Annotated in this window: 27 protein-coding genes and 1 pseudogene; 6 read left to right on the forward strand and 22 right to left on the reverse strand. The window is 35.0% G+C overall.

What is annotated here, in order from left to right:
- The first annotated feature begins 41 nt into the window (after positions 1–41).
- Positions 42–614: an RNA polymerase sigma factor SigZ gene (gene sigZ, locus BN3107_RS18300; protein ID WP_058309056.1), complete on the forward strand. Its 573-nt coding sequence runs from the start codon at positions 42–44 to the stop codon at positions 612–614.
- A 394-nt stretch (positions 615–1,008) separates the two neighbouring features.
- Here sigZ and BN3107_RS18310 read toward each other — a convergent pair whose 3' ends face one another.
- Together BN3107_RS18310 and BN3107_RS18315 are read right to left on the reverse strand one after the other, a co-directional pair.
- Complete coding sequence (locus BN3107_RS18310) at positions 1,009–1,209, reverse strand: DUF378 domain-containing protein (protein ID WP_058309058.1); 201 nt, start codon at positions 1,207–1,209, stop codon at positions 1,009–1,011.
- Positions 1,210–1,318: 109 nt separating this feature from the next.
- Complete coding sequence (locus tag BN3107_RS18315) at positions 1,319–2,017, reverse strand: helix-turn-helix domain-containing protein (protein WP_058309059.1); 699 nt, start codon at positions 2,015–2,017, stop codon at positions 1,319–1,321.
- Between the two features lie 122 nt (positions 2,018–2,139).
- On the opposite strand from BN3107_RS18315, the gene BN3107_RS18320 reads away from it, so the two are divergent.
- Complete coding sequence (locus tag BN3107_RS18320; protein WP_058309060.1) at positions 2,140–3,507, forward strand: MFS transporter; 1,368 nt, start codon at positions 2,140–2,142, stop codon at positions 3,505–3,507.
- Between the two features lie 16 nt (positions 3,508–3,523).
- On the forward strand, positions 3,524–4,372 hold the full coding sequence (locus tag BN3107_RS18325) for a creatininase family protein (RefSeq protein ID WP_058309061.1): 849 nt from the start codon (positions 3,524–3,526) through the stop codon (positions 4,370–4,372).
- Positions 4,373–4,791: 419 nt separating this feature from the next.
- Here BN3107_RS18325 and BN3107_RS18330 read toward each other — a convergent pair whose 3' ends face one another.
- The 9 genes from BN3107_RS18330 to BN3107_RS18370 all read right to left on the reverse strand — a co-directional run bounded on the left by BN3107_RS18330 (position 4,792) and on the right by BN3107_RS18370 (position 13,579).
- Positions 4,792–5,802, reverse strand: a complete 1,011-nt coding sequence (locus tag BN3107_RS18330) for a sugar kinase (protein ID WP_058309062.1) — start codon at positions 5,800–5,802, stop codon at positions 4,792–4,794.
- Entirely contained in the window at positions 5,799–6,440 is a 642-nt protein-coding gene (locus BN3107_RS18335) for a bifunctional 2-keto-4-hydroxyglutarate aldolase/2-keto-3-deoxy-6-phosphogluconate aldolase (protein WP_058309063.1), read from the reverse strand. Before BN3107_RS18335 ends, BN3107_RS18330 begins: the two co-directional genes overlap by 4 nt.
- Positions 6,441–6,501: 61 nt before the next feature.
- Positions 6,502–7,323 (reverse strand): carbohydrate ABC transporter permease, encoded by an 822-nt coding sequence (locus tag BN3107_RS18340; protein WP_058309064.1) that lies wholly within the window; start codon positions 7,321–7,323, stop codon positions 6,502–6,504.
- Positions 7,323–8,183 (reverse strand): carbohydrate ABC transporter permease, encoded by an 861-nt coding sequence (locus BN3107_RS18345; RefSeq protein ID WP_058309065.1) that lies wholly within the window; start codon positions 8,181–8,183, stop codon positions 7,323–7,325. Before BN3107_RS18345 ends, BN3107_RS18340 begins: the two co-directional genes overlap by 1 nt.
- A 127-nt stretch (positions 8,184–8,310) precedes the next feature.
- Entirely contained in the window at positions 8,311–9,612 is a 1,302-nt protein-coding gene (locus BN3107_RS18350) for an ABC transporter substrate-binding protein (protein ID WP_058309066.1), read from the reverse strand.
- Positions 9,613–9,731: 119 nt separating this feature from the next.
- Positions 9,732–10,928 (reverse strand): D-galactonate dehydratase family protein, encoded by a 1,197-nt coding sequence (locus BN3107_RS18355; RefSeq protein WP_058309067.1) that lies wholly within the window; start codon positions 10,926–10,928, stop codon positions 9,732–9,734.
- An 81-nt stretch (positions 10,929–11,009) separates the two neighbouring features.
- A complete protein-coding gene (locus tag BN3107_RS18360; RefSeq protein WP_058309068.1) occupies positions 11,010–11,690 on the reverse strand; it encodes a FadR/GntR family transcriptional regulator in 681 nt (226 codons plus the stop codon).
- A 121-nt stretch (positions 11,691–11,811) separates the two neighbouring features.
- A complete protein-coding gene (locus BN3107_RS18365; protein ID WP_077065155.1) occupies positions 11,812–12,513 on the reverse strand; it encodes a YesL family protein in 702 nt (233 codons plus the stop codon).
- A gap of 187 nt (positions 12,514–12,700) precedes the next feature.
- Positions 12,701–13,579, reverse strand: a complete 879-nt coding sequence (locus BN3107_RS18370) for an aldo/keto reductase (RefSeq protein WP_058309069.1) — start codon at positions 13,577–13,579, stop codon at positions 12,701–12,703.
- A 279-nt stretch (positions 13,580–13,858) separates the two neighbouring features.
- On the opposite strand from BN3107_RS18370, the gene BN3107_RS18375 reads away from it, so the two are divergent.
- Positions 13,859–15,094 (forward strand): hemolysin family protein, encoded by a 1,236-nt coding sequence (locus BN3107_RS18375; RefSeq protein WP_058309070.1) that lies wholly within the window; start codon positions 13,859–13,861, stop codon positions 15,092–15,094.
- A 68-nt stretch (positions 15,095–15,162) separates the two neighbouring features.
- Here BN3107_RS18375 and BN3107_RS18380 read toward each other — a convergent pair whose 3' ends face one another.
- The 5 genes from BN3107_RS18380 to BN3107_RS18400 form a co-directional block, all read right to left on the reverse strand.
- Positions 15,163–15,429, reverse strand: coding sequence for an RpnC/YadD family protein (locus BN3107_RS18380; RefSeq protein WP_058309071.1), 267 nt, complete (start codon positions 15,427–15,429; stop codon positions 15,163–15,165).
- Positions 15,430–15,614: 185 nt separating this feature from the next.
- The gene (locus tag BN3107_RS18385) at positions 15,615–16,622 is read right to left on the reverse strand and encodes an Rpn family recombination-promoting nuclease/putative transposase (RefSeq protein ID WP_231735416.1); all 1,008 of its coding nucleotides are present in this window, start codon (positions 16,620–16,622) and stop codon (positions 15,615–15,617) included.
- Between the two features lie 611 nt (positions 16,623–17,233).
- Positions 17,234–17,611, reverse strand: coding sequence for a hypothetical protein (locus BN3107_RS18390; RefSeq protein ID WP_058309072.1), 378 nt, complete (start codon positions 17,609–17,611; stop codon positions 17,234–17,236).
- Positions 17,612–17,749: 138 nt separating this feature from the next.
- On the reverse strand, positions 17,750–18,055 hold the full coding sequence (locus BN3107_RS18395) for a hypothetical protein (protein ID WP_058309073.1): 306 nt from the start codon (positions 18,053–18,055) through the stop codon (positions 17,750–17,752).
- A gap of 57 nt (positions 18,056–18,112) precedes the next feature.
- Complete coding sequence (locus tag BN3107_RS18400; protein WP_058309074.1) at positions 18,113–18,415, reverse strand: hypothetical protein; 303 nt, start codon at positions 18,413–18,415, stop codon at positions 18,113–18,115.
- 169 nt (positions 18,416–18,584) lie between these two features.
- On the opposite strand from BN3107_RS18400, the pseudogene BN3107_RS20360 reads away from it, so the two are divergent.
- Positions 18,585–18,738 (forward strand): annotated as a pseudogene (locus tag BN3107_RS20360) (SAR2788 family putative toxin); the annotation flags it as partial.
- A gap of 199 nt (positions 18,739–18,937) precedes the next feature.
- Here the strand turns inward: BN3107_RS20360 and BN3107_RS18405 are convergent.
- The 3 genes from BN3107_RS18405 to BN3107_RS18415 are packed head-to-tail and all read right to left on the reverse strand — an operon-like array spanning position 18,938 to position 21,304.
- The gene (locus BN3107_RS18405; protein ID WP_082631362.1) at positions 18,938–20,290 is read right to left on the reverse strand and encodes a replicative DNA helicase; all 1,353 of its coding nucleotides are present in this window, start codon (positions 20,288–20,290) and stop codon (positions 18,938–18,940) included.
- Entirely contained in the window at positions 20,197–20,523 is a 327-nt protein-coding gene (locus BN3107_RS18410) for a replicative helicase loader/inhibitor (protein ID WP_058309076.1), read from the reverse strand. Before BN3107_RS18410 ends, BN3107_RS18405 begins: the two co-directional genes overlap by 94 nt.
- Complete coding sequence (locus BN3107_RS18415; RefSeq protein ID WP_058309077.1) at positions 20,510–21,304, reverse strand: DnaD domain protein; 795 nt, start codon at positions 21,302–21,304, stop codon at positions 20,510–20,512. Before BN3107_RS18415 ends, BN3107_RS18410 begins: the two co-directional genes overlap by 14 nt.
- Positions 21,305–21,541: 237 nt before the next feature.
- Here BN3107_RS18415 and BN3107_RS18420 point away from each other — a divergent pair, with 237 nt between their 5' ends.
- Positions 21,542–21,949: a (deoxy)nucleoside triphosphate pyrophosphohydrolase gene (locus BN3107_RS18420; RefSeq protein WP_058309078.1), complete on the forward strand. Its 408-nt coding sequence runs from the start codon at positions 21,542–21,544 to the stop codon at positions 21,947–21,949.
- 253 nt (positions 21,950–22,202) lie between these two features.
- Here BN3107_RS18420 and BN3107_RS18425 read toward each other — a convergent pair whose 3' ends face one another.
- Genes BN3107_RS18425 through BN3107_RS18435 form a run of 3 tightly spaced genes read right to left on the reverse strand, consistent with a single transcriptional unit; the run spans position 22,203 to position 25,946 of the window.
- Positions 22,203–22,922 (reverse strand): DUF3427 domain-containing protein, encoded by a 720-nt coding sequence (locus tag BN3107_RS18425; protein ID WP_058309079.1) that lies wholly within the window; start codon positions 22,920–22,922, stop codon positions 22,203–22,205.
- Positions 22,923–22,952: 30 nt separating this feature from the next.
- A complete protein-coding gene (locus BN3107_RS18430) occupies positions 22,953–24,146 on the reverse strand; it encodes an LlaJI family restriction endonuclease (protein WP_058309080.1) in 1,194 nt (397 codons plus the stop codon).
- A complete protein-coding gene (locus BN3107_RS18435) occupies positions 24,147–25,946 on the reverse strand; it encodes an AAA family ATPase (RefSeq protein ID WP_058309081.1) in 1,800 nt (599 codons plus the stop codon).
- Between the last annotated feature and the right edge of the window lie 9 nt (positions 25,947–25,955).

Raw genomic sequence — 25,955 nt, forward strand, 5'->3', positions numbered from 1 at the left:
TACGTCCTGTATATAACAAACAGTTATGGAGGAATCTTCTTATGAATATTGAGCATATTTGGGAGGAATTTTACCACCCACTAAAAAGTTTTGTCGCTAAACGCGTGAATAATCCAGCTGACGTTGACGACATTTTACAAAATGTCTTTATTAAAATAGATACCAATATTTCTCGACTGAAGGATTCACAAAAAGTACGCCCGTGGATCTACCAAATTACCCGACATACGATTATTGACTACTATCGAAAACAAAAGCCTACCGTTGAACTCCCTGAAAATTTACAAATATACGATAAAGAGGAAGAGCAAGACTTATCCCATGAATTAACGTCCTGTTTCAAGTCGATGATCGAGCAATTACCTGACATCTACAGAGAAGCTATTAAATTAACCGAATTAGAAGGGATGACCCAAAAACAATTAAGTACACAGCTTAATATGTCCTTTTCTGGAGCAAAATCGAGAGTCCAACGTGGTCGGCAGAAATTAAAAGAGTTACTTACCGCTTGTTGTCACATTGAGGCTGATTGTTACGGGAATATTATCGATTATCAAAAGGTTGATCATAGTAAGGATATTTGTGGTTCAGAGAAAACCTGTGAATGTCATTAGCTTCCTCATGCGTCCTTTTTAAAATCCATCGTCTTATAAGGTGTAACATCCTACAAAAACGAATGGAGGGAATCAATATGAGCAAAGAATTAGAAAAAACATTCCAAACAAACGATACAGAAGGTTGCTGTGGAGGTCCAGCCCCAACGGACGCAGACGCATGCTGTGTCGAGGACGCAAACGCAAAAGCCGCCGGTGACGACGGATGCGGCTGCAACTCAGAACCAAAGGAAAATGAAACAGGGGGACGGTTCTACTGTTTCATTCCGTTACCGTCTCCTTTTTTCGTCTCGTAATGCTGTTTGAGTCTATGTGTTTAAAGTTAATCAAACGAACAAAAAAGCCATCGATTTGATGGCTTTTTTGTGTATTTCTATTTTATCCACTGTCATACTTAATTAGACTTAACTTTTGCAATAAACGTCAGGGCGTATATCGCACATAGACCTACAACGATATAAATAATTCTTGCGAGAATTGCATCTTCTCCACCGAAGATTGCTGCAACAAGATCAAATTGAAATAGTCCAACTAAAAGCCAGTTTAATCCCCCGACAATTAATAATATTAAAGCAATGATATTTAAATTTTTCATTATTCATTCTCCTTTCTACTTTTCGTTTAATTAACTTCACATCCTTACAATACCTTTATTACCATTTTTCAAACATTTTCAGTTCAATTAATTATAAAAATCTATGATATTATCGAAAACTTTTAGGCGTCTTTCCTTCTTTTTCTTTGAATAATTTTGTAAAATATTGCACATTGCTAAAGCCTACCATTAATGCAATTTCTGTAATGGTTAGGTGGGAATGCATAATCAATTCTTTTGCTTCTTTTAACCTTCTTTCATTACGGAATTGGCTAATCGTCATGTTCTTCTCCTTCTTGAATGTTCGCATTAAATGGGAGGGATGCGCATGCAATTTTTTAGCAATTCCCGCGATAGTACTATCTTCTGAAAAATGAATATCAATATATTCTTCGATTCTGTTAACTAAAGATGGATGTGTTTTTTTGTGATACCGTAAGGATAGATCACCATACTGTTCAATCATTGCCACATGTATTTCATCTAATTTATCCATCTGATGTGTATGTTCAATCATTATTGCATATTTTTCTGATAAATAATGAGACAAGGCTGGGTGTAAGCCACCTTTTTCCGCACTATAGCTGTATAATGTATTATGGGATAACAAAAAATTTTTATAAGAACGCAGCTTATTATCAGGAATACGCTTGAATATCTGTAACTTATCCTGTTGGACCATCTCTAACAACTTTTTTTCAAAAATTTCAAGATCCTCGCGATTTCCTAGTCTAATCGCTTCCAAAAGCCGTTCGCGTTCTTGATGTTGGTTGACAATTTCTTGCTCCTTCATTTGATTTTCATTCATAACCATCCCTCCAAATGCAATTATAGTATAAAAATATGTCATTTTACATCAATTTTTTCTATCATGAATACGTTACCATATACTTAAGCTAATAAAACAATATACAACCAGGAGGGTTTACAATGAAACAGAAAAAATTCGGTGTCAAAGACCAAGTCGGCTATGCACTCGGAGATATTGGCGGAAGTTTCGTCAACTTATATATAGGTTCCTTTTTTCTAGTATTTGCTACGTATGTATTAGGCGTAAGCGCTTTTTTCATGGGGACACTTTTCCTTGTCGCGCGGTTTGTGGATGCCTTTACAGATATTATTATGGGTCAAATTCCTGATCGCTGGAAAATCGGGAAGAGCGGCGATAAGTTTCTACCCTATATCAGTATTGCAAAATGGTTTTTAGCAGCCTCTGTACTGCTCTCTTTTGCCGATGTATCGAGTTTTAACTCAACAATCGTGCATATCTGGGTGGTAGCTGTCTATTTATTCTACGGTGTTGCCTATACAGCGGATTCCATTCCATATGGTTCACTTGCAGCTGTAATTACTCAGGATCCAATTGAACGGACAAAATTATCAAGAGCCCGTGCCATTGGCGGCATGATTGTCGGAATCGGTGCAATCTCACTTGTACCTATGTTTATCTATGATGATGCTGGTAATGTGATCCCACAAGGATTTATGAACGTTGCAATCGTTTTTAGCATTCTATGTTTACTTGCCTACACTGGCCTTGTAAAAATGACAACAGAACGTGTACGAGATGAAGATACTAAAAATAATCAGATTGACTATCAATTTAAAGATGCCTTAAAAGCAGCTTTCAAGAATCGTCCACTAATCGGCATGATGGTTGCCTCAATTGGTTCCCTGATCATTATTAATGGGGTCTATCAATTAGCACCAATGGTATTTGCTGAGTTTTATAACCAGCCAGATGCGTTTTCGATTAATGCAATCGCACAAATGGTAATCACGATATTCGTGTTTATATCTTTGCCGAAATTAGTAAAAAGATTCGAAAAACGTAATCTAGTAATCGCTACTTCTACGTTCAGCCTGATAGCAACCGCTATTTTAACACTTGTTACAATCAGTAATGTCTATGTATTTATTGTACTATATAATATTGCAACTTTCGGTTTAATGATGTTTGTGATGGTCGTCTGGGCACTTGTCACTGACAGCCTGGATTATACGGAATTAAAAGAAGGCAGACGTTATGATGGGACGCTTTTCGCAATTTATTCCTTCTCCCGTAAAGTAGGAATGGGTGTTAGTTCAGCCATTGGTAGTTATGCTTTAGGCTGGGTAGGGTTTGTATCTGGAGCTGACTCTCAGTCAGAACAAGTGGCAACCAATATGTATCGTCTATATACAGGAATCCCTGTGATTGCTTTTATGTTGATCATTATTGGGGTCGGTGCCATCTATCATTTAAATAGAAAACGAACAGACAACATGTACGCAGAACTGGAAGCTAAAAGAGTTTAATCAGGGAGGAATTATAATGAGAACAAGATTTTTATCTAAATTAACCAATGCGGAAGTAGAGAGTTATCTGGAACAAAATGATTTGATTTTTATTCCTGTTGGTGTGACAGAAACACATGGTGCCTTACCACTGGATTGTGAAACCGTACTGGCGGAAGCATTTGCACTAAAAATAGCAGAAAAAACAAATGGACTCGTACTTCACAATTTACCTTACTTTTTCGCAGGTGCAACTCCTATTGGACGTGGCACAGTGCAAATGAGTATTAAAGACGGGATGGCCTATTTGGACAGGTTGGCACAATCCTTATTAAATCAAGGCTTTCGCCGTCAGGTTTACATCACCTCTCACGGCCCTGCTTATTTGACCGTCAGTCCGATGATTCGTGACTTCTTTGATCGAACCAAGGCACCTATTTTATATATGGATATGGTTAAATCGATTGAAGCTGCGAACCTGTCCTATGATTTGTTGGAAGAATTCAATAATATGTTAGTTGGCGGATATGCGATTCTAGACCGTTTAGAGGATGTACCTTTACAAATGGAGGAAAACAATTCCGTTAGCTATGATATCGAAAAAGTAATGAAGAAAAATCAAGAACATCCAGCTACACCTTTAGGAAAATTCGCATTTCAATCTGGTGCAGTCGGTTATTACTTCGATGAAGCACTCGATCACACCTATTCACCATTGATTAAGTCTGAAGAACATCGAGTACAATTAGCGGAAGCTGGTGTCAAAGTGATCAACGACATTGTCGATGCATTGAATATGCCTGATGTCGTACAATCTCTTCAAAAAGTGGACCAGTATACACAAAAAGTATCGCTACCTCAATATGGCGAATGGTTACCGAAATAATAGGAAACATGGGGATGGTTAAACTACTCCCCATGTTTCTTCTTTTTTCATCTAGAAATCAAATCGCATAATCAACCACGATCACGTCATCAATGATGCTATCAAGCTATTGTACAAACGCTTGGTGTGCAGGGTGTGGTCCATATGCCTGCAAGGCTTCTGAAACAGTTGGACAGTCCGGGATCAGTGAAAAAGTAGTTGTTTTTGAAAAGTGACGATTTTTAGGGGGTCATAAATGTCTCTCTATCTTCCAAACGTTGCTTAGAAACGATCCTAGAGCCTTGTTTTTTCTGTATGAATTTTCGTTTTAAGAAAACCGGACTTTTTCACTGGTCTCGGACAGTCCCATTGTCCACTTGAAACCTGTATATAGGAAAAGTGCCTGTCTGCACGGAGGCAGGGATATTATCCCCATCTTACTATCTTTGAACACCAAAAGATTGGTTGTTTACTATATCTTCAATTTCCTTTACGTTTGCTATGGTCACATCACCAGGTATGGTGTGTTTAAAAACTGAAGAAGCCACTGCAAATTCAATTGTTTCTTCTGCTTTCTTATTTGCTAAGTAACTATATAAATAACCAGCTGAAAAGGCATCACCTGTACCAACCCGATCAATGATATCGATTGAGTATTTTTTTGAACAATATATTTGGTTATTATAATAAAGAATTCCTTGATAATCATTATTAGAAGCCGTCTTGACATCTCTAATCGATGTAACTAAATGCGGAATATTATAAGTTTGCTCCATTTTAATGTACAAGTTTTGATAATACGATTTAATATTTACTTCGTTTAAATTTTCTGGCTTCTTTTCTAGTAAATTGCAAAAATCCAGATGATTCCCAAACAAAATATCTACATAAGGAAGTACCATCTTATATTTTACTGTTGCTTCTTTTAACGTCCATATTTTACTGCGATAATTAAAATCAAAACTAACTTTTATATCTTTTTCTTTTGCTTTCATCATAAATATCTTTGCCAATTCTGCTGCCTGTTCACTAATTCCTAAAGTAATACCTGATACATGAAAAATATCTGCCCCTTCTAATATAGAATCTATATCAAATTCAGATATGTTCAAGGTTGCCATGGAAGTGTCCTTTCTATCATAAACAACCTTCGTTGGTCTTATAGAATATCCATTTTCTAAAAAGTAAATACCCATCCGATCGCCACCATTAATGATATCGGAAGAGTTTATACCATAACGATTCATTTGCTTTCTCGCGGCTTTTCCTAAATCATTATTTGGTAATCTTGTAATGAAACTAACATCCACACCATAACCACTTAAAGCTACTGCAATATTGTACTCACTTCCACCGAAATTAACTTCCAAATTATGCACTTCCTCTAGTCTGCTATGGCCATTAGGAGATAGACGTAGAAGAATCTCTCCTAAAGTTACCACTTTTTTCATTGGTGAACACCTCTAGCTTCCTTGACAATTCTAACAAACTTCTCAGCAGTTTCTATAATTTCCTTCGATGTACCATTCGTTAATTGACCACCAACTCCAGCAACTATTGCACCTTTATTAATCCATTCTTCAATATTGTTTAAATTCACACCACCTGAGGGCATTACTTCAACATTAGGAAGAGGCGCTTTAATATCATTTACAATTGCTGGCGTAAAAAAGCGGCTAGGGAATAGCTTAATAACATCACACCCAGCTTCAGAAGCTTTTACAATTTCTGTTATTGACATGCACCCCGGAATATAAGGAATATGATATCTATTACATAATTTAGCAGTTTCAAAATCAAAGGATGGAGAAACAATAAATTCTGCACCCGATAAAATCGCTAAACGTGCTGTTTGCGAATCTAGAACGGTCCCAGCTCCAATAACAACTTCATTATTGTCTTCATTGTTTGCTTTCAACTTTTTTATAACATCAGAAGCCTCCGGCAAAGTATATGTAATCTCAATAGCTTTAACCCCACCATTTATACATGCACTTGAAACCTCAATAGCTCTTTTTTTACTTTCACCGCGAACTACTGCAATAATCCCTACATGAACTAATCGATTTAATATCTCAGTTTTTTTCATATTTCCCAACCTCATTTATATCTGTTTTGGATAACGTGATTAACTAATTTCACTAGATTTATTATTTTACAGCTCCATCTGCTACTCCTTTAATAATGTGCTTTTGTGCTATAAAGTAACCAATTATTACTGGAATGATAGCAATGGTCAATCCTGCAAGTGCTAAATGCCATTGTTTTGTGTATTGCCCAAAAAATAAAAACATTTTTAATGGAATTGTTTGTTGACTTGGATCACCTAATACTAATGAAGGTAGCAGGAAGTCATTCCAAATCCAAATTACATTTAAAATCCCTATAGTCACTGCTATTGGTTTTAATAGAGGAAAAATAATCCGCCAAAATATTTGGAATTTGTTCGCACCATCAATTTCAGCAGCCTCGTCGAGTGATACGGAAATACTGTTCATTGTACCGTGGACTAAAAAGATAGCCATGCTACAACCTAATCCCAAGTACATAAATATTATTCCACCTTGATTTAACATATCAAACTTTCCATATATAGTTACTAAAGGAATCATAATAGATTGAAACGGGATTAACATTAATGCTATACAAACAAAAAATATAGTGCTACTTAATTTACTTTTATTTCTCGATAATGCATAGCCAGCCAATGAGGCAAATATAATAATTAATGCCACACTGAATACCGTAATTAATAATGAATTGAAAAATGATCTAATGAAATCTAACTCAATAAAAGCTTGACTAAAGTTAGTGAAAGTCCATTCTTGAGGGAGACTTAATACATCCGTGAAGATTCCTTTTTTTGTTTTAAATGCATTCACAATCATTAAATAAAAGGGAGTTAGCCATAATAAGCCCAGTATCATACCAATAGCTGTAATTAAGAATAGGCGTCTTTTTTTTTCCTTCATTACATTTCAACCTCTCGTTTTTTATTATAATATGTCTGTAATAATGCAATAGAAGTTACTAAAATAAAGAATATAACGGCTTTAGATTGGCCATAGGATACTTGATTTTCAATAAAGGCCGTATTGTAAATATCCATTGCTATCATCTTAGTTGAATTGAAAGGTCCCCCATTTGTTAATGCTAAGTTTTGATCATAAATTTTAAACGAATGAGACAAGGTGAGGAACAAACTTACTGTAAAAGCAGGAGCCAAGAGTGGAAAAGTAATACTCTTAAACTTTTGAAAACTATTAGCACCATCAATTTCCGACGCCTCGATTAGTTCTTGTGGTATATTTTGTAAATACGCAATATAAATAATCATTATATACCCTGCCCACTGCCATGTGTTTAGGATAATAAGCCCCCAAAATCCAGTCTCCGACGTTGATAACCACCCTGTAAGTGCATCAATTCCTAAAGCTAGTCCTATATCTTTAAATACACTAACAAATATAAATTGCCAAATAAATCCTAAGATCAAACCACCAATTAAGTTTGGCATAAAGAAAATGGTTCTTAGTAAATTACTTGATCTAATTTTACTAGTTACAATTAAAGCTAAGCTTAAACCAAAAAAATTAATTAAAATAATAGAGAAAAAAGCAATTTTAATTGTAAACCACATAGATGATCCAAACTCAGGGTCCTGAAACAAATTAATATAATTTTTAAAACCTATAAACTCTGTTGCGGTAAGCCCATTCCAATTAGTAAAGGAAAAAACAAACCCGTACAAAAACGGGATAATCAATACTGCACCTAAAGCTATAAAAACTGGTGCTAGAAAAAACCAAAAAGATATATCTCGATTTCGCATCATAAAACCTCCAATCCGATTTATATTAAGGTATTTTTATCTGTGTTCTGAGTTTAAAACGGTTATTTAACTTACAGCTAATAAATTAATGTAAATAATTTATTAGCTGCATAGTTTTTAATGAAATTTATTGTCTTGCATTTTCCCATTCCTTTCTAGACTTTTCTTCTAATTCTTCCCATGACATTTCACCACTTAGGTACTTTTGCATATTTGCACCTAATGTCTCTTCGTGCCATCCTTGTGGAGCTCCTCTATATACCCAACCAATAGTATTACCCTCTGTTGAATATTCATATAACTCCTGTGAAATAGGATCGGATATCTTTGAAACATCGTATCCTTCATAAGCAGGCATAAATTTAAGTTCTTCTAATACTAGTTGTTTCCCTTCTTCTGATGTGTACATCCAATCAAAGAAATCCTTTGAAGCCTGAACTACATCATCTTCACTGTTTTTATTAATTCCCCAATACATCGGAACATCAATAGGTATTTTTCCTTCAAAACCTTCCATAGGAAGTGGAAGTATGCCAATTTCATTTTCTGCAAACTCTGAATCCATTTCATTGATTGTAGGGTATACCCAGTTCCCTTGTGTAATCATCGCAACTCGTCCTAATGAGAAATATTCTTCTACTTGTTGCGAATAATCCAAACTAAGTACTGGCTGAACAGCGTATTCATTTTTTAAATCAAGAAACCTTTTTAATTCATCGCCTTTTTCGAATGCTACTGTATCTGCATTATAAGCGTTTACAATATTTCCCTCAAATTCAGGAGACAAGTAAGCATTTGCTATATGATTTCCCATAATCCACTTTTCTTTTCCAGGAAACGCAAAGACTGCATCTATACCTAAATCTGATTTTTGACTATCAATTTTCTTAAAAGCATTCTCAAAGTCTTCAAATGTCAGTAATTCCTCGGCATTAACGCCTGCTGCTTCAAAAATTGACTTATTATAAATGATTCCAAATCCTTCTTGGTTAAATGGGAGTCCTAGAACTTCCTCCCCATCAATGACACTTTTTAAAGTTCCATCTAGAGCCGCTTCGGCGGCAGCTGTATCTGATACATCTGCTAATGAATCACGATATTCAGCAACTTGAGATGGACCTCCTACAGGAAATACATCAGGTTCTTCTCCGGAGGCAAAAGTGGTTTTTAACGTCGATTCCCAATTAGTTCCCCCACCTACAGTCTTAACATTTATTTCCACATCAGGATTTTCATCTGTATACTGATCTACAAGTGTTTGGAATTGATCCTTCATTTCAACCTTATAATTAAATACATCAATCGTTACTTGATCTTCTGTCGCAGAAGTATCTCCCTCACCTTCGTCAGCTGATGAACATCCAACTAATATTGCTCCTGAAATCAGTATAGAAAGAAGCAATTTTAAGTACCCTTTTTTATTTTTCATTTTTATTCTCCTTTATAAAAAATTTAATACTATTTTTTAAAAAAATATAAAAACAATACTTACTAATTTAATTATCTCTAGTTTTAACAATCACCTCCTAAAAGTGAATATTCAACACTTCATGGCCTAACCGCTGTCCCATCAGGAATCCTTGCCATCATCCAACTAGGTAACTTTTCTTTGCATTCGTATTTTGCTGCTAATTCTTCATTAATATCGATACCTAATCCAGGTTTGTCATTAGGGTACATGTAGCCATTTTTCACTTCTGGGCAGCCTGGGAATACCTCTTGAATAGCTTCGTTAAACCCGCTAAATTCCTGAATACCAAAGTTGTGACTACTAATATCTAGGTGGAGATTGGCAGCGTGTCCAACAGGCGAAACATCTTTTGGTCCATGCCAAGCAGTGCGAACACCAAAGGTTTCACAGAAAGACACTAATTTTTTCGCTGGCGTTATTCCGCCGATTTGACTTGTGTGAATTCGGATATAATCTATCAATCTATCTTTTATGAGATTAATCCATTCATTAGGATTGTTAAACAACTCTCCAACTGCTATTGGTGTAACTGTTTGGTTTCGAATCATATTAAACCATTCTATTTGTTCAGGCGGTAAAGCGTCTTCAAGAAAGAAAAGTTGATATCGCTCTAACTGTTTTGCAAATGTAATTGCATCTGTCGGTGTTAATCTTTCGTGAACATCATGAATCAACTCTAATTCATAGCCTAAAGTACTTCTTAAATGGTCAAAAAGTTCCACAGTATCCCTCATGTATAATTTGGGATTATAATAAGAACCCTCTTGTGCATTTTCCGGTTTTATCATTTGATGATTCTGTCCACCATACACTCCTAGTTGCGCTCGTATGTAACGATAGCCTTTTTCCATTAACAAACTAACATTTTCTTCTACTTCATATTTATCTCTTCCATCAGCATGTACATAGACTGATGCACCATCGCGGGCCTTGCCTCCTAACAATTGATATAGAGGCATATTGGCAAGTTTAGCTTTAATATCCCACAAAGCCATATCAACGCCAGATATTGCGTTATTAAGCACAGGGCCATTACGCCAATAAGCACTTACCATTGCTGACTGCCATATATCCTCTATACGGTGAACATCTTTGCCAATTAAAAATGGCTTTAAGTAATCTTCAATCGCAGAATATACTGTTAGGTGGCGTTGGGTAAAAGTAGCACATCCTAGACCATATAAACCTGGTTCAGAAGTTTCCACTTTTACAACTACTAGATTAGCCCCATCTGGAGCTGTTAGGATTGTTTTAACATTTTGAATTGTGATCATTTCAGGGTCATCTCATTTCTTTAATTTTATTGGAGTAACTTGTAACATATGATACAAGTTGGCATAAAGATAAATAGATCCTTATCTATTTAATTTTAAAAAATTATCTTCAATACCTTCTTCAATTATTTTCTTTGCTGTATCTGCGTCTTTGTTCTTAATAGATTCTAGTAGATTCTTGTGTCCTTGAGTACTTTTTTCGTTAATTCCAAAGACTCTATTTAATTCTTGAAGATAGTATTGAAAGATACTACTGATACTTTCCATCACTGTATAAAAAATTTTATTTTTTGAAGCCTTCACAATAGCAAAGTGAAATTCATAATCTGCAATAGAATATTTTTCATAATCGTTTTTATTACTCAACATTCGATTTAATGCATCTTCCATATTCCTAATATCTTCTTCGTCCGCATTTTCAACAGCTAATTCAATACTTTTATATTCAATCAACTCCCGAAATTCAATAATGTCCTTAAAGTCTTTTTCATCTATTGTCATCTTAGGAAAAACACTATTCGTAATATCTATTTTTTTAGTAACAAATGAACCTCTACCTTGAAATGTGTCTATTAGTCCTACAGATCTTAACTTTTGAATAGCACTTCGAACACTCACTCTACTCACGCCAAACATATCACATAATTCTTTTTCCGATGGAATCTTATCTCCTAAACCCCATGAATCGTCCAAAATTTTCCTCTTCATTTGGTAGAAAACTTGATCCACTTTATTTTCACTTTCAATTGATTTGATTACCATGTTTACTATCTCCTTGTTTACTTCACATGCTAAACTCGTAACTTATGTTACAAGTTTAGCATGATGTATTTTTAATTTCAATAGTTTTTTTGTAACCGGTCTCTTTTTCTATTATACACCCTCACTTATCAGCGTCTTGACTCTGTTTTTTTATTGAATTTAGAAACATTCTATAAAAAGCAGAAAACGATAGAAATGCGATTAATGATCCAGTAAAGAATGGAATTAAAAATGAAAAATTTGTTACACTTATGTATATAATAGCACCATTACTAATCAGTACGCTAAAAGACAAAAGAGGACTTCCTATTGTTGCTAGTAAAGTGTATTTTAATATACTCAGCAATTTCATATTATAATGAACCAGTGTTGAGAAAAAATTAATGGTAAATACGTACAACAGAACCCCGAATAAGATAAAACTATACATTAAAACACTATTTATTTCACTAAAATAGTAAAAGTCAATACCCAGTATAAACCATAATCCCGTTACTAGAATGCCTCCTAAAAAACTATTTTTAAAATTTTCTTTAAAATATCTTAGATAAGGCTTAATAAGTGATTGCTCGTCCTCGTTAATCACCCAACTCCTAGTAGATGCAAACATAGCCGTTGTTGCTGGAAAAAAGAGCCCTGGAAGTAACACAATTAACGGAATTAGTAATACAATCAGATATTCCATTTGTTTTAAATAAAGAATGTTAATTAAAATAAATACTATAGGTAAATTAATCAAAAACCAAAGTATATTAATTGAGGAAAACCTCATAATCCATACACTAAAAGCGTATATACCGCTCATCGCGCCATTCCCTTTCAATTTAATTCCTCCCTTATACCCTAATTTGAATTATTTCACCTATTATGTCAACAGTACCTACCTATTACGATAATATTTACATATAAGTTCGTTAAGATTTTCCTATTTACAAAACAAAGCTGTTGTTAAATCGGATCATATCACATACACTAAGTACTCTGTTGGACCGAGTTCTTCTACATTCATATCAATCAATAGACGTTTTCGCTCCAAAAACCGTTGTATAACCATTGATAGCTTGAAGGATTTGTTCTGCTTCTTCGTCATTCATACTGCCAAAACGCTCCACTGCATCCACAATTTTCGGGAATAGATGGATATCACCAGCACTCGCAAAGCCAGCAAGACCAGGAAAAGATAGAACAAAATGCACACAAGCATCAATGATTTCCTGTTGATCAAATGGTTCATACCAGGTGGCATAATCTCGTTGCTGATCTTCTTCCCATGGTTTTTTTGCAATTGCTTTAATTACTCGAACCGCCACTTCCTGTTTTTTTGCCTCCTCCATCAATGCGTCAAAATCAGCACGATATTCTGGTATGGAGTACATATAATAATTAAGTGGTAACAAGACCGTTGCGAAAGGATATCTTCTTAAAGCCTCTAAATGAGTCGCTGGTGCCTGGTGTCCATGACCAGTAATCCCAATTTCACCAATTATCCCTTCTTCTTTCGCTTCGATCGCTGCCTCAAGCACTCCGTCCTTCGCAGTACATTTATCTAATTCGTCTATTGTTCCCACAGCATGTAGTTGTAACAAATCAACTGAATCCACCTTCATTCGTTCCAATGAGCGATAAATTTCTGTTTTTGCTTTATCTTTTCTACGCTGGCCTGTTTTTGTCGCTAAAAATATATCGTTTCTTACTTCGCTGATAATGGGAGCGAGCCTGAGTTCTGCATCTCCATAATCCGCAGCAACATCAAAATGATTTACACCATGAGCTAAAGCATGTCTAATCGACTGATTCGCTTCCTCCTGTGTTACGTTTCCTAAACTAGCAGCACCAAACATAACAACAGATCCATCGTAATCCATTTTACCGATTTTTCTTTTTAGCATTATTTCTCCTCCTCGTCCTTCTTTTCCTGTAAAACGCTTTCATACCTGTTTTATTTAATTTTACTAAATTCCAGGACGAACATCGATAATAATGCCTACCTCTCTCTATTTCTGAGTAAGTTTTATTTTTTCATGACAGGGTACGTTACAGTATAAGTCGCTGTATAGGTTAAGATATGAATATATATTAATTAATAATTTATTTTGATATACTAAATAATAATGTGATAAAAAATTCTAGTAGATAATTACTAAGCAGAAAGAGGTTAAACTAATCATATGGTACTTCTGTTTTTTTACCTATTCTTGGCATTAGGTGTGTCCTTTCTTTGCTCCATTCTTGAGGCAGTCTTTCTTTCGACAACCCCTTCGTATTTGAATGTACAAGCAGAGAACGGGAAAAAACGCGCCAAGTTATTTCTTAATATGAAAGAAAATGTGGATCGACCCCTTTCCGCAATCCTGACACTTAATACGATCGCCCATACGATTGGTGCGTCCGGTGTCGGGGCCCAAGCAACCAAAGTTTTTGGTGAGGCGTATTTTGGAGTGGTATCAGCTATATTAACCATACTTATCCTTGTCGTTTCAGAAATCATTCCAAAAACACTTGGTGCCAGATACTGGAAGAGTATGGCTTTAGGATCTGGACAAATTATTCATTACTTAATTTATCTTACATATCCATTAGTGATCGTATCGGAATACATTACAAAAATAATATCCAAGAATTCTGATGGTCAAACAACTACAAGTAGAGAAGAGTTAGCTATGTTGGCAGATGTAGGTACAAAAGAAGGTGTTTTTGAAGAAGATGAGAATAAAATCATCCAAGGCACTATTAAACGTTGGGCTGTCAAGGTAAGTGAAGTGATGACTCATCGAACCGAGATTATTGCCCTTTCTTCTGAAGCAACATTAAAGGAAGTAGTTTCTGTTGTCGATGAAGAAAAATTTTCAAGAGTACCTGTTTATGAAGACAGTATAGATAATGTAGTTGGAATATTACATGCTAAAGATCTTATCCAATACCTAAATGCTTCTAATAATCCAGAAGATTTTAATGTAATGGACTTCTGCAGGAAACCATATATCGCACCTGAGTTTAAAACACTGGATGAATTATTCAAAGATTTTCAAACAAACAAAATTCATATTGCCATTATCATAGATGAATTCGGAGGAACAGCTGGTATTGTTACCCTTGAAGATCTATTAGAAGAAATTGTCGGAGAAATCTTTGATGAAGATGATGAGGTTATTACAGATATCACAAGAATAGATGACAACACGTTCTTCGTCAACGGAAGCATCGATTTGGATGAAGTAGTCGAATACTTCAACGTAGCACTCCCTATTGAAGAATATGAAACATTAAGCGGATTTATCATTGGTCAGATCGGCCGTATTCCCTCCGTAGGAGACACCGACTCCATTGAATTTGAAGAACTCATTTTCAAGATAGAAGAAGTAGACGGAAGAATGATCTCAAATGTTAAAGTTTGTAAAGCTTAGGGACAATGGGACAGGTTCCTTGTCCCGCTTTAAACCTGAAAAGGCCACGAAAACGACTTCGTGGCTTTTTATTTCATATACTGTTTAATTTGATCGATCGTGTTAAATTTATCGATCTGATCAATAATCGATTCTAATGTTTCATTGTCTTGCTCATATATAGCTTGTTGTAGATCTTCTGGTACAGGAGCGACGAACTTTGTGATTAAGCGAATGGTGGTATTAGCTAATGCTTCCGTTTTGCCTTCTAATTTGCCTTCTTGCCTGCCTTGCTTCCTTCCTTCTTGTCTTCCTTCTTGCCTTCCTTCATCCCGAAATAATTCCGCTAAGCTCATTACCATTTCACTCCTTTCAAAGTAAGTACCTTCTACATACTATAAATAAAAAATACCACAGACAATCCCTCCGTGGTACAAAAAATAGAGATGCTTTTTCACAACCTTTTTACGATGAAATTCCCCATTAATACTATATCTAATCGACCTATTCCATTTACAAATTAAACCGTAATGTATGGCTATTATTTTAGATGTTGCTTTACTTGATCGATCGTGGTAAATTTATCTATCTGATCAATAATCGATTCTAATGTTTTACTGTCTTGCTCGTATATGGCTTGTTGTAGTTCAGCTGGTACAGGAGCGACGAACTTTGTGATTAAGCGAATCGTGGTATTAGCTAATGCTTCCGTTTTGCCTTCTAACTTGCCTTCTTGTCTTCCTTCTTGCCTTCCTTCATCCCGAAATAATTCCGCTAAGCTCATTACCATTTCACTCCTTTCAAAGTAAGTACCTTCTACATATTCTATAATATCATGAAAGTCTTTTTTTGTAAGCTGGCGATCTAGGTGGAAAATGTAGTGTATCAAGGTCTCTAAATACTGTATAGCTGTTTCCTGATCTTCTAGTTGCTGTAAATAATATAACGATCGTTTCAAAGCTTTACGTAAATTCTTTTCACTTTTCGTTGTTAAATCTCGATAAATGGTAAGTATTACTTTCAGTTGTGCAATGCCTTTTATTTCCTCATCACTATATTTTGACACATCAATTAAAATGTATTCAAAATCTGGGACATATTGTTGAATATTTTCAGGCAAGTGGTCAAAGCCTTGAAGCATCTCTCCTAAAGATTTGGAAGCACTCCATTCCCTTTCACTATGAAAAATAACAACAGGTATAACAATCGGCAGCTTTGGAGCATGTTCCTTATTTAATTTTGCTTCCCATATTTCAACCATATATCGTAATAATTGAACAGCGACCATTTTACTGGGATAACTTTTGTGCTCCAGTAATACATACAAATAACCTTCAGTTTCATTAAGTTGTAGGTGAAAAAGCAAATCGGAAAAATATTCTCGTAAATCCTTTGAAATGAAGCTGTCTTTCTGTAGTTCAATACTTTCCAAATCTATGAGGTTAACAATAGGCGGAGGTAAATAATTGAGAAAAAAATCTTTAGATACATCCACATTTGAGAAAGTTTCCTTAAAAAACTTATCATGCGGATTTTGAATGGTCATCATAATCAACTACTTTCTTAGAAAAATGATGACTTCGCGCGAACGTATGTTCTTTTTTTATTGTAAAACATTTTGTTAGAAGATACAAGATTTACTTTCAAAAAATTTTCTATTAAGAACTTAATATGAGATCATATATTGACGAATAAGATGTGTTAAGTGAACTGTTAAATGAAATTCTTCACAACGGGAAAAAGCGAAAGAGTTTGGCAATTTCGATCCAAAGGTGATTGCGGTGATCATTCGTGGTGCCATATCAGGTTCAAAGTTAGCAACTAAGGATGAGTTCACCCTTCGAGATTATACAGAAAAAGTGATTAAAAGCATTATGAAAATGGTGAATTAGATATAGGTAATCACCGGAATCGAATGGTTTACGAATCACTTATTACTGATCTTCACTTTAAGTCGTATCAATACTAAGTGCTGGTTAGGAATATAAAGGGAGGAGTCCATATTAAGCAGTTTTGAATAATAAAGTTAGCATTCTTTACAGTTGGAATTTTATTAGTGAATGGCGCATATATGTTCCACCTAAGTTAAAAAGGATCAAAATCGTTCTTAATAACATTTAAGGACGATTTTGATTAGATAAACCAAAAGATTTAAATTAATTACTTTATATCAGTTTTTTTTGACCATGGCTGAAATGCAAGATGCATTAAAGCAGGAACTAAGAGGCCAGCCACAAGAATCATTAGAAGTATTGATAGTCCCCTTGGCCATGGGATGCTAGCAATTAATGGCAAAACAATCATATATAATAAGTCTAAAACTATTGTTCTAAATTTATTTTTTTCAAGTTTGGTATTTTTATAACCCAAGAAAAAAACACCTACTAACGCTAATATTATCCACTGCCATATAAACGCATCTTCATTTGGTAGATAGTACCCAAAATAACCAGCTGTGCTAGCTGCGACCAACACATAACCGAGCCAAGAATTTATGTGTAATGATCTTTTGTTTTTTTTAAGTACATATTTCCCCATACAAATCTCCCTCCAATCCTTAGTATTTATATACTAACATAGTAGAAGTGAACGTTTATTCAATGAAATAAACACTTGTTAAATAAAAGAGACCCCTTAGGGATCTCTTTTATTTATAGAGAAATAGTTCTCCCATCTTTACCAATATCCAAGTTCTAAAGGTGGATAACTAAAAACTGGCTTAATATATACTCCCTGTCCACTTCCTAGTGCCCAAATAATCATTCCAGATAAAGTAGTCAAAGATGGTACTGAAAGAATCCCCAGAATTGTAGTGATAACTGTGCCCACAGGACCAGATGTTGCAGTTCCAAGAGCGACTAAAGCTGCCTGTAATGCATAAGGACCGGCTTGAGCTGCCGTAACTAAACCAAACGCTCCTCCTACTAAATCAGTATGACTAATATATAAAGCTCCATTATTTACATGAAATTGAGGTGTCACTGTTCCTTCTGAGCTTTGAGGTAATTTATAATTTAAAACATCGTCATTTAACTTTTGTTACTCTTCTTCAGAAAAGTTGTAGTCATTAATTAATTCTTCCTTTGTCAAGCTAATTCCTAATGTGTCGTCTTTTTTGTTAGGCTTAAAAAACTCCCCAACCGAATTAACTTTATTGAGAAATTTTTCTTCACTTTGACTTAACTCAATATCACTGAGATTAAATTCTTTCAATTCTTCATTTGGTTTTTCTGTTGCAGAAGTTGAAGCACTTACGGAAGGTCCTATTAGTGTAAATATCATTGCAAAACTGATTAACAACACAAAACCCTTTCCAAACAATTGATTCTTAAAATAACTCATGAGAACTCCTCCTAATAAAATTAGTTTTTATTTCCGTAAAAAGAAATAAAAGGTGTTTTCACCACCAAACCACCAAACATTCCCATAAATTTATATGGGCTAATAGTATGAAATGTTCGACATATTCAGACATTGCACTATAATAAATATGAAAATAAGCTACAACACAAACTTTAAAAAAGGAAAATTCGCCTCTCAATCTATACTTAATCGTCATTTGGCGACATCATAAACATGAGCTTCCTGGCTAGTACTTAACTAGAGCTCAAGCTTTAGCAGGAACAACGGGTAAACATATACTTACCAAAATACGTGAAAAAGGTTATGAATATTTAAAAATTGGTCAAGGAAACGATTCATGTAGATAATGCAATCAAGCAGGTACCAAGTTAATAAAAGGAACGACAACATTATATTAAAAATACTTGCTCAGCTATTGACTCCCATATTTTGCTTTCTTCATCCTTAGGGTAGCTGCCAGATACAGAAATTGGCCCTACCTATTGTTCGTATGTAAAAACCTCACCCCCTCCCAACAAACTGCCCATATTCCTTAAAAAACCCCAATTCGACAGTACCAACTGGTCCATTCCGATGCTTTTGAAGAATCACTTCCATGACATCCGCCTTATCTGTTTCCTTCTGATAATAATCTTCACGATATAAAAACATAATCAAATCGGCATCCTGTTCAATATTGCCAGATCCTCTTAAGTCCGACATGAGCGGCCGTTTGTTATGCCTTGCCTCTACGCCCCTTGATAATTGCGATAGTAACAGGATCGGCACCTCCATTTCAATCGCTAACAGCTTTAATTCACGCGTCATTTCACCAATTGAAATATCCTCTCGATCATATTGCTTTGCTGGTATGATCATTTGCAGATAATCAACAATGATAATGTGTTTAGCATCAGGATTCTGATGGATTTGCCTCCTTATCGCATAACGTATTTCACTAATCGTCCGCTTCTTATCAAAAATAGTCAGATCCCAATTAGATATTTCACCCACCGCAAGACTTGCGTGCTGATAATCTTGTTCGGAAAAGGAAGACGTTCTCCACTTCTGTCCGTTCACACGCGCCTCAGCAGAAATCATTCGTTGTAACAGCTGTTTACTGCCCATTTCCAAACTAATAATCGTTGCTGCATCACCGTTCTTGCAATGGCTCGCTGCCAGATTTAAAGCAAAGGCAGTCTTCCCAACAGATGGTCTGGCAGCAACAATAATTAAATCCCCTTTTTGCCAGCCACCTGTCATATCATCTAATTCCTGATAGGTGGACATAAATCCAGTCGGTCCGTCGCTTGCATACATATCCTCGCTTAATTCGATTAAGTAATCATAGGTCGTCTTCTCCTCTTTGTTCGCCCCTTCTTCGCGGAAATGTTGTAAATTCTTGATGAGCGCATCCATCCCTTCCTCCGAAGGATTTGATGTATATTTCAGTGCCGCTTCCCGTCCTTTGCGAATCCGATAGGCATCTTTAATCAAACGTTCATGATGTTTAATATTGACTGTCGTTGCTACAGACTCTACCATTTTCACCAAATAGGAAACTTCCCCGACCTGGTGTATCGCCTTGCCTAAATGTGTCGTCAGCACAGGGATATCGATAAACTCCTGTTGCTCTGACGCCTTTTGCATACACCGGTAAATCAGTTGATGGTTCTTATGATAAAAATGCTTAACTTCTAACTCCAAATCTTTGATCAATGTCCCGTCGACTAAGACAGCACCAAGCACGGCAACCTCTGCTTCATAATTGACAAGAACAGTCATGATTTCGCCTTCTCCTTGATCAGCGTCTGCATCTGGGCTCGAAATCGTTGCTTTACCTCTCGTGGTACGTTGCCAGCTTCTTCTTTCCATTGCTTGATTCTTGTTAAATACACATTGTCTTCAGGTGGATAGGCAGCAATAGCAGCAACCGTGGGAGGGAAAGGGTTACTTGCCGCATAGTCAGAAAGCTGCTTGAGCACACCTTGATAGTCCATTTTCAAAAGCACGGGAATAAGTAAATTCCCTTTCCGTTCTGTCATTTCAAAGTTCGGATAGAGGGCCGCAATACTTTCCAATACATCGATTGCTTCATCTCTCGTCATGTGCTGACCCCTTTCGCAATTTCGCAAATACGGCACCTTTTTGATCTGCCTTAGCTTGAGACGAAGAACCTCTTGCTCTATGTTGCTCTTTCCGCTGTTGATACACTTTTAACTGCTCAACGGTTTCCAGTTTCGCCCGCGACCATTCTTGCAAAATTTTCTCGAGATAACGAAACGTCTGCCCACCACTTTTGATCGCAAGTTTCATCGCAGCAATAACCATCGCATCTCCCATGTCGGCAATCCACTCTTGCAAACTCTCTCTAGCAATTGGACTGAGCATACCAAAATTCGCTTCATAGACGATAAAAGCATCTTCTTCACTCTTACTTTCTTTTCTTCTTTCTTTTTGTTTAGGTATTTCTTTAGGTTTGTTCCACTTTTCGTCCTCACATTGGTCAAAGGATGGGTCATTGGTTGTGGTGGGATTTGTGTTATGTTCTTGGGCTTGCTCAGCATTAGAACTAGTGTAGGCATCTTTCGTTGCGTAAGGTAATTGGTCCACTACCGATAACATTTGATAAATCGGAGCGACTCCTTTTTTACCTGGCGTATAATCAATCAGCCCTTTCTCAATCAAAATCGTCCGAGCGTTCGCAACACTTTGCTTCGATAAGCCGCATAACTGATTGACGATGGAATTCGATGCTTCAAACCGAGGTTTCCATCCGGTTGAATTGTTAACCTGCATCAACGTATACCATAAAACAACCGCACTGGTGGGAAGGTGGAACCTTAATACATACTCTCGAAACGCATTTAGTTCTTTCATATAATTCATTGGTAATCCTCTCCTTATAAAGATGATAAATGGGACTTAGATTGGTCCAATTTTCTGTTCATCTTTATAATCAGTTTGAGAGTGGGAAAGGTGTCGTTTTGTTGGTGAAAAGTTGAGGGTTTTTTGGGTAGGGGATTGAATGTTATTAAATCAATTCAAAGAGGATTCCAGGTTTCTAGTCGATCTACCCAGTCCATGCTAAAATTAAATAAATACCATTAATGTTGGAGGTTTCCTATGAAAAAGAAAGTAAAAGTAGTAGCTGCTGTAATAGAAAACGATCAAGAAGAAGTGCTCTGCGCATTAAGAGCCCATGATATGTCTATCCCAAACAAATGGGAGTTTCCTGGTGGAAAGGTAGAAGAAGGCGAGAATTTGCAGGAGGCTTTAGAGCGTGAGATTCAGGAAGAATTAAAATGTAATATTAAAGCGGGTAATGTGATTTATGATCATACACATGAATATGACAGCTTTATTATTAATTTAATTGCATTGGAAGCAAATATTGTCGCCGGAACGCCTGTTGCAACTGAGCATGCCAAATTAATTTGGTTACCAAAAGAGAACCTTGATTCGATTATTTGGGCACCGGCAGATATTCCTGCTGTAGAAAAAATCATGGAAGATAAAAGGTCTTCCTCATAGCACGAGGAAGACCTTTTTATTACAGCGAATATAATGATTATCAGACGTATACCAACGCCACTAATCAAGTCGTCATTTATAAGATATGCTTATTAGCATGAACAATAAGCTTTGCTGGCATTTTTTCATGTAGCTTCCAAACAAAACTAACCGGTTTACTTCCAGAATGCCTTACATATTCAGCAGTTCCTAAGAAAGTAAATGGAACCGCATATCCGTTTTCTTGTCGATATTCTCGCACAAACAACAGGATTTAATGATTGCGCTCGCGATGATGAATATAGCGCTTGGCCGTTTCAGAGGTAACCGATGTTCTGCTTTGGGATTGCCAATGAAATAACCACTCATTCATTGCATAATCATCATACATCGTAGAAGGCGAAAAATCTTTATCCGATTTTTTTAACGTGATGAAAAAGACATCTGCATTTTTATCCTTCAAATGGATGGCACCTTCTCGAAACTCAGGACGTCGCTCTTCATTATAATAACCTAAAGCAGCCAAAACTTGATCGGTGGAATAACTAGAATGAACACGTAATGGCGTAGTGAAAGATAGATCATGAGATTTTTCCACTAGTTCTAAATGACGGTAATTATACGTGAAGATGGCTTGGATTTCTTTCTTCATCTCACTAATTCTTAATACCTCGTGTAAACCTTCTGCAATCGAAGCAACTTCCAATTTTTCAGGACTTTTACGGTAAATAGTGTAATATAACATATTGAGCATAGCTTGCTCTTCTTGATTACGTACTTCCCCATCCTCTAAATACCGCAAATAAAAGCTTAACACGATTGAATAGTGCCCCGCACCAAGTAATAATTCTCCGAAATTGAAATCCATAAGAATATGACGAAAAGTTTCCAATGCGTGTGTTAATATCTCTTTTAGATGCGCAACAAACAAAAAGATAACTAATGCATCTTTATCAAAATCATTCTTTGTTGCTTGAAAACTTTTTGAATGCATTGACGAATAATGTGTATCAATTGTTAATTACTAGTTCACAAAGTTCATTAAAACTTCCTTCACATTTAAATAATGCTCAACTATATATAATCCATCAATATCTCTCCTGTCTATGTGGAGTTTTGTTTTGTATTTTCCGTAAGTGGGCAACATAAGGCCGTTAATTATTTTTTTATTATATTTTAATCTTGAAATTAAGATATAATAATAAGCCATTTGTTTATAGTTTAACTCACTCACGCTAAAGTAATACTTAGAATCCAATAGATAAGTAATGTTTTCATCATTATCTAAATGATCGTAAATAACACTAAACTGCCTAGTTTTGTTATCCTTACGAATTTTATTACTTTCTAGATGCTCTGAGTGAATTCTGAATTTAAATTTATTGCATCCTTTAGAGAAAAACATTTTGTCATTATCATCTATGTAGTATAAATTATTATTTAAATATTTTTCAATTCCCTTTTCCCAATATTGTTCAAAATTCTTTGTGACAAATAGTGTTTTGTTAGAAGTTGAAGATTTCCATTTAAAGTAATCTATTATATTATTTATTAAGATCCTTTCAGAATCTTTAAAATAATTTCTTTTAATGTTATTAAGCTGTTTTATAACAAGATCTTCTCGATCAAAAATGGGATTATTATTTGCGTGTTTATACTTAACACCTAGATTAAACACCTTTCCAAAACGTTCATAACCATCATTTAAGATAAAAGACATACATTCAGATATAAAAACATTTTTAGTTTGCTTTTTTGTAATGTAAAAAGGTAAAAACACCAAATTTTTTGCAGAAATAACCTTATTACTTTTTTTTATTGTTTCAGTCCAATTGACCTTACCAGAATAACCTCTGGCTTTGTAAGTCTCATTTTTGTTATAAATTCCATATTTGATATAATAATCACAAATACCTAAATATGATTTCAGAGGAAAGTTAGTGCTATGATTTACTTGCTCGTTCACTCCATATAATTTCGTCTTTAATCTTAAGACTTTTGATAATAATCTAAAATCATCTTTACTAATCTCATTTTGATGTTCATAATAATGTTTTGGAAAAGCGGCGATATTTATTTTATTCAATAAAATAAAACCAACAAAAGATACTGTCCACTCACCATTTCGATCAGTACAAAAGTTCTCTAATTGATATTTTTTCACTATTTCTGAATCGATAACTCCACCATCTCTTAATACCATAAAATCAGAGTTCATTTACTCATCACCATTTAAATTGTACATTGTTTTAGGTTTTTTTTCCTGATCTAAAAAAGGCTTCATAAGTATCTCATTGAATATGTTTTCCCTATTTTTCAATGCTTTGTATGCTTCCGCAAAAGAGTTAAGTTCACTTTTAAACAATTTTTCATCTGCTATGCTTACTGATTGTACATCATGCCACAAGTATTGCAAAAGTTTATTAAGTATTTGTCTAAAATTTGCATTTTCGTCCGATCTATCAAATTTTAGAAAGAATTGTCCTATTTGTTTATCTTCTGGAAGCTCTAATTCTTTAACAATAAATTTATTTAATTCCTGATAAAAGTCTATCCAATTCACTTCATATTCCCCAAGCTTAAAGTTATAATTGTTTAAATTGTTACTATTTGAATCTGTTCGTGGTTCAAGATCAACATACTCAAATTCGAATCTTCTCTTAAATGCAGTATCCATTACAAATACGTTTTGATCACTTGTATTTACTGTACCCACTATATGAAAATTTTCCGGTAAATAAATATTATTATTTTTAACAACATTAACCTTTTCTTCAGTTAATAATTTGCCGATAAGCTCATTTTTTATCATATATTCACTCTTCCCATATGAATCTCTATCAAGCAATTGGAATATATCACCAAAAATAGCTGCTATGTTTCCTCTCGACATCTCCTCTATAACTAAATAAATATCTTTATCCAGGTTATTGAAAGCAGTTGATAATGCTAAAGTAAATATTCCCGGCATAAATTCATAGGTAATTGAGTTATCTTTCTCTTTATCAATTTTAGGCATTATATTCCCGATAAAGTCATTGTAAGAATAATCTGGGTAAATAGTAGTTCTAAAAACAAATGGGGAATCATCATTAAAACCACCATAAGTTGAATAACTTTCTCTAATAGTTTCTGTCGCCTTATAACTCTTACCGGTTCCAGGTGGTCCATAATAAATAGTTTGTAAATTTTCATTCCTTTTATTTTTATTATTTTCATTGATAGTAGTGATGGATTTATAATCAGGTATCCTCTTCTCGCTAACTCCTTCATCCATGAAATTAGAATACAGTTCCTTACATTGATCGAAATTGTCTCCCGTCCATTCAAAAAAAACCTCTTCCATTATAATATCCATCAATTCTGCTTTTTCACTTTCATTAGAATCTTGATTTGTTTTCAAAGTAAGCTCATCTCTATTTTTTTCCTCTACAAAACCAGACCAAGAAAGGACCCTAAGCATTTCTTTCACCTGTCTATCTTGTTGCTTCCATTCACGTTTTTCTATAGGTGCGATCGAAGACGGAATTTCTTTACCATTAGTATCTCTAAATTTAATAATCTGAGAATAGATTTTATTGTAGTTTACGTTGTCACATTTAGCTACACTATCGTTAAAGAAAATAAACTCTAATATTTCTTTTTTTGTTAAAAACCCTTCAATTCCATCAGTCATTCTTGCCACAAAGAGTAGCTTCAAGATACTTCTTAGAGGTGCAATTTTAACCCCATCCTCGACACTCTTGTAATAGCTTTCTTTAGTTCTAGGATTTGGATACTGAAATTTCCTTATGAAATTTAAAACTACTTTTCTTACATTACCTTCTGCAGCTTCTTGTGTACAAGCACCACAATTATTTAAATTGAAAAAAAAACCCAGAGTATTCGCATTATTATTTGCTGATTTATTTTCATCTGCCTTAGGCACATCATCATCAAGAAATAATTTGGCAGTTTCCTTCATCTTTTCAGTTAATCCCGATATACGGAGATCATTTGTAAATAAATAGCGATACATAAAATTACA

The organism is Gracilibacillus massiliensis (assembly GCF_001458115.1).
GTDB lineage: Bacteria > Bacillota > Bacilli > Bacillales > Amphibacillaceae > Gracilibacillus > Gracilibacillus massiliensis.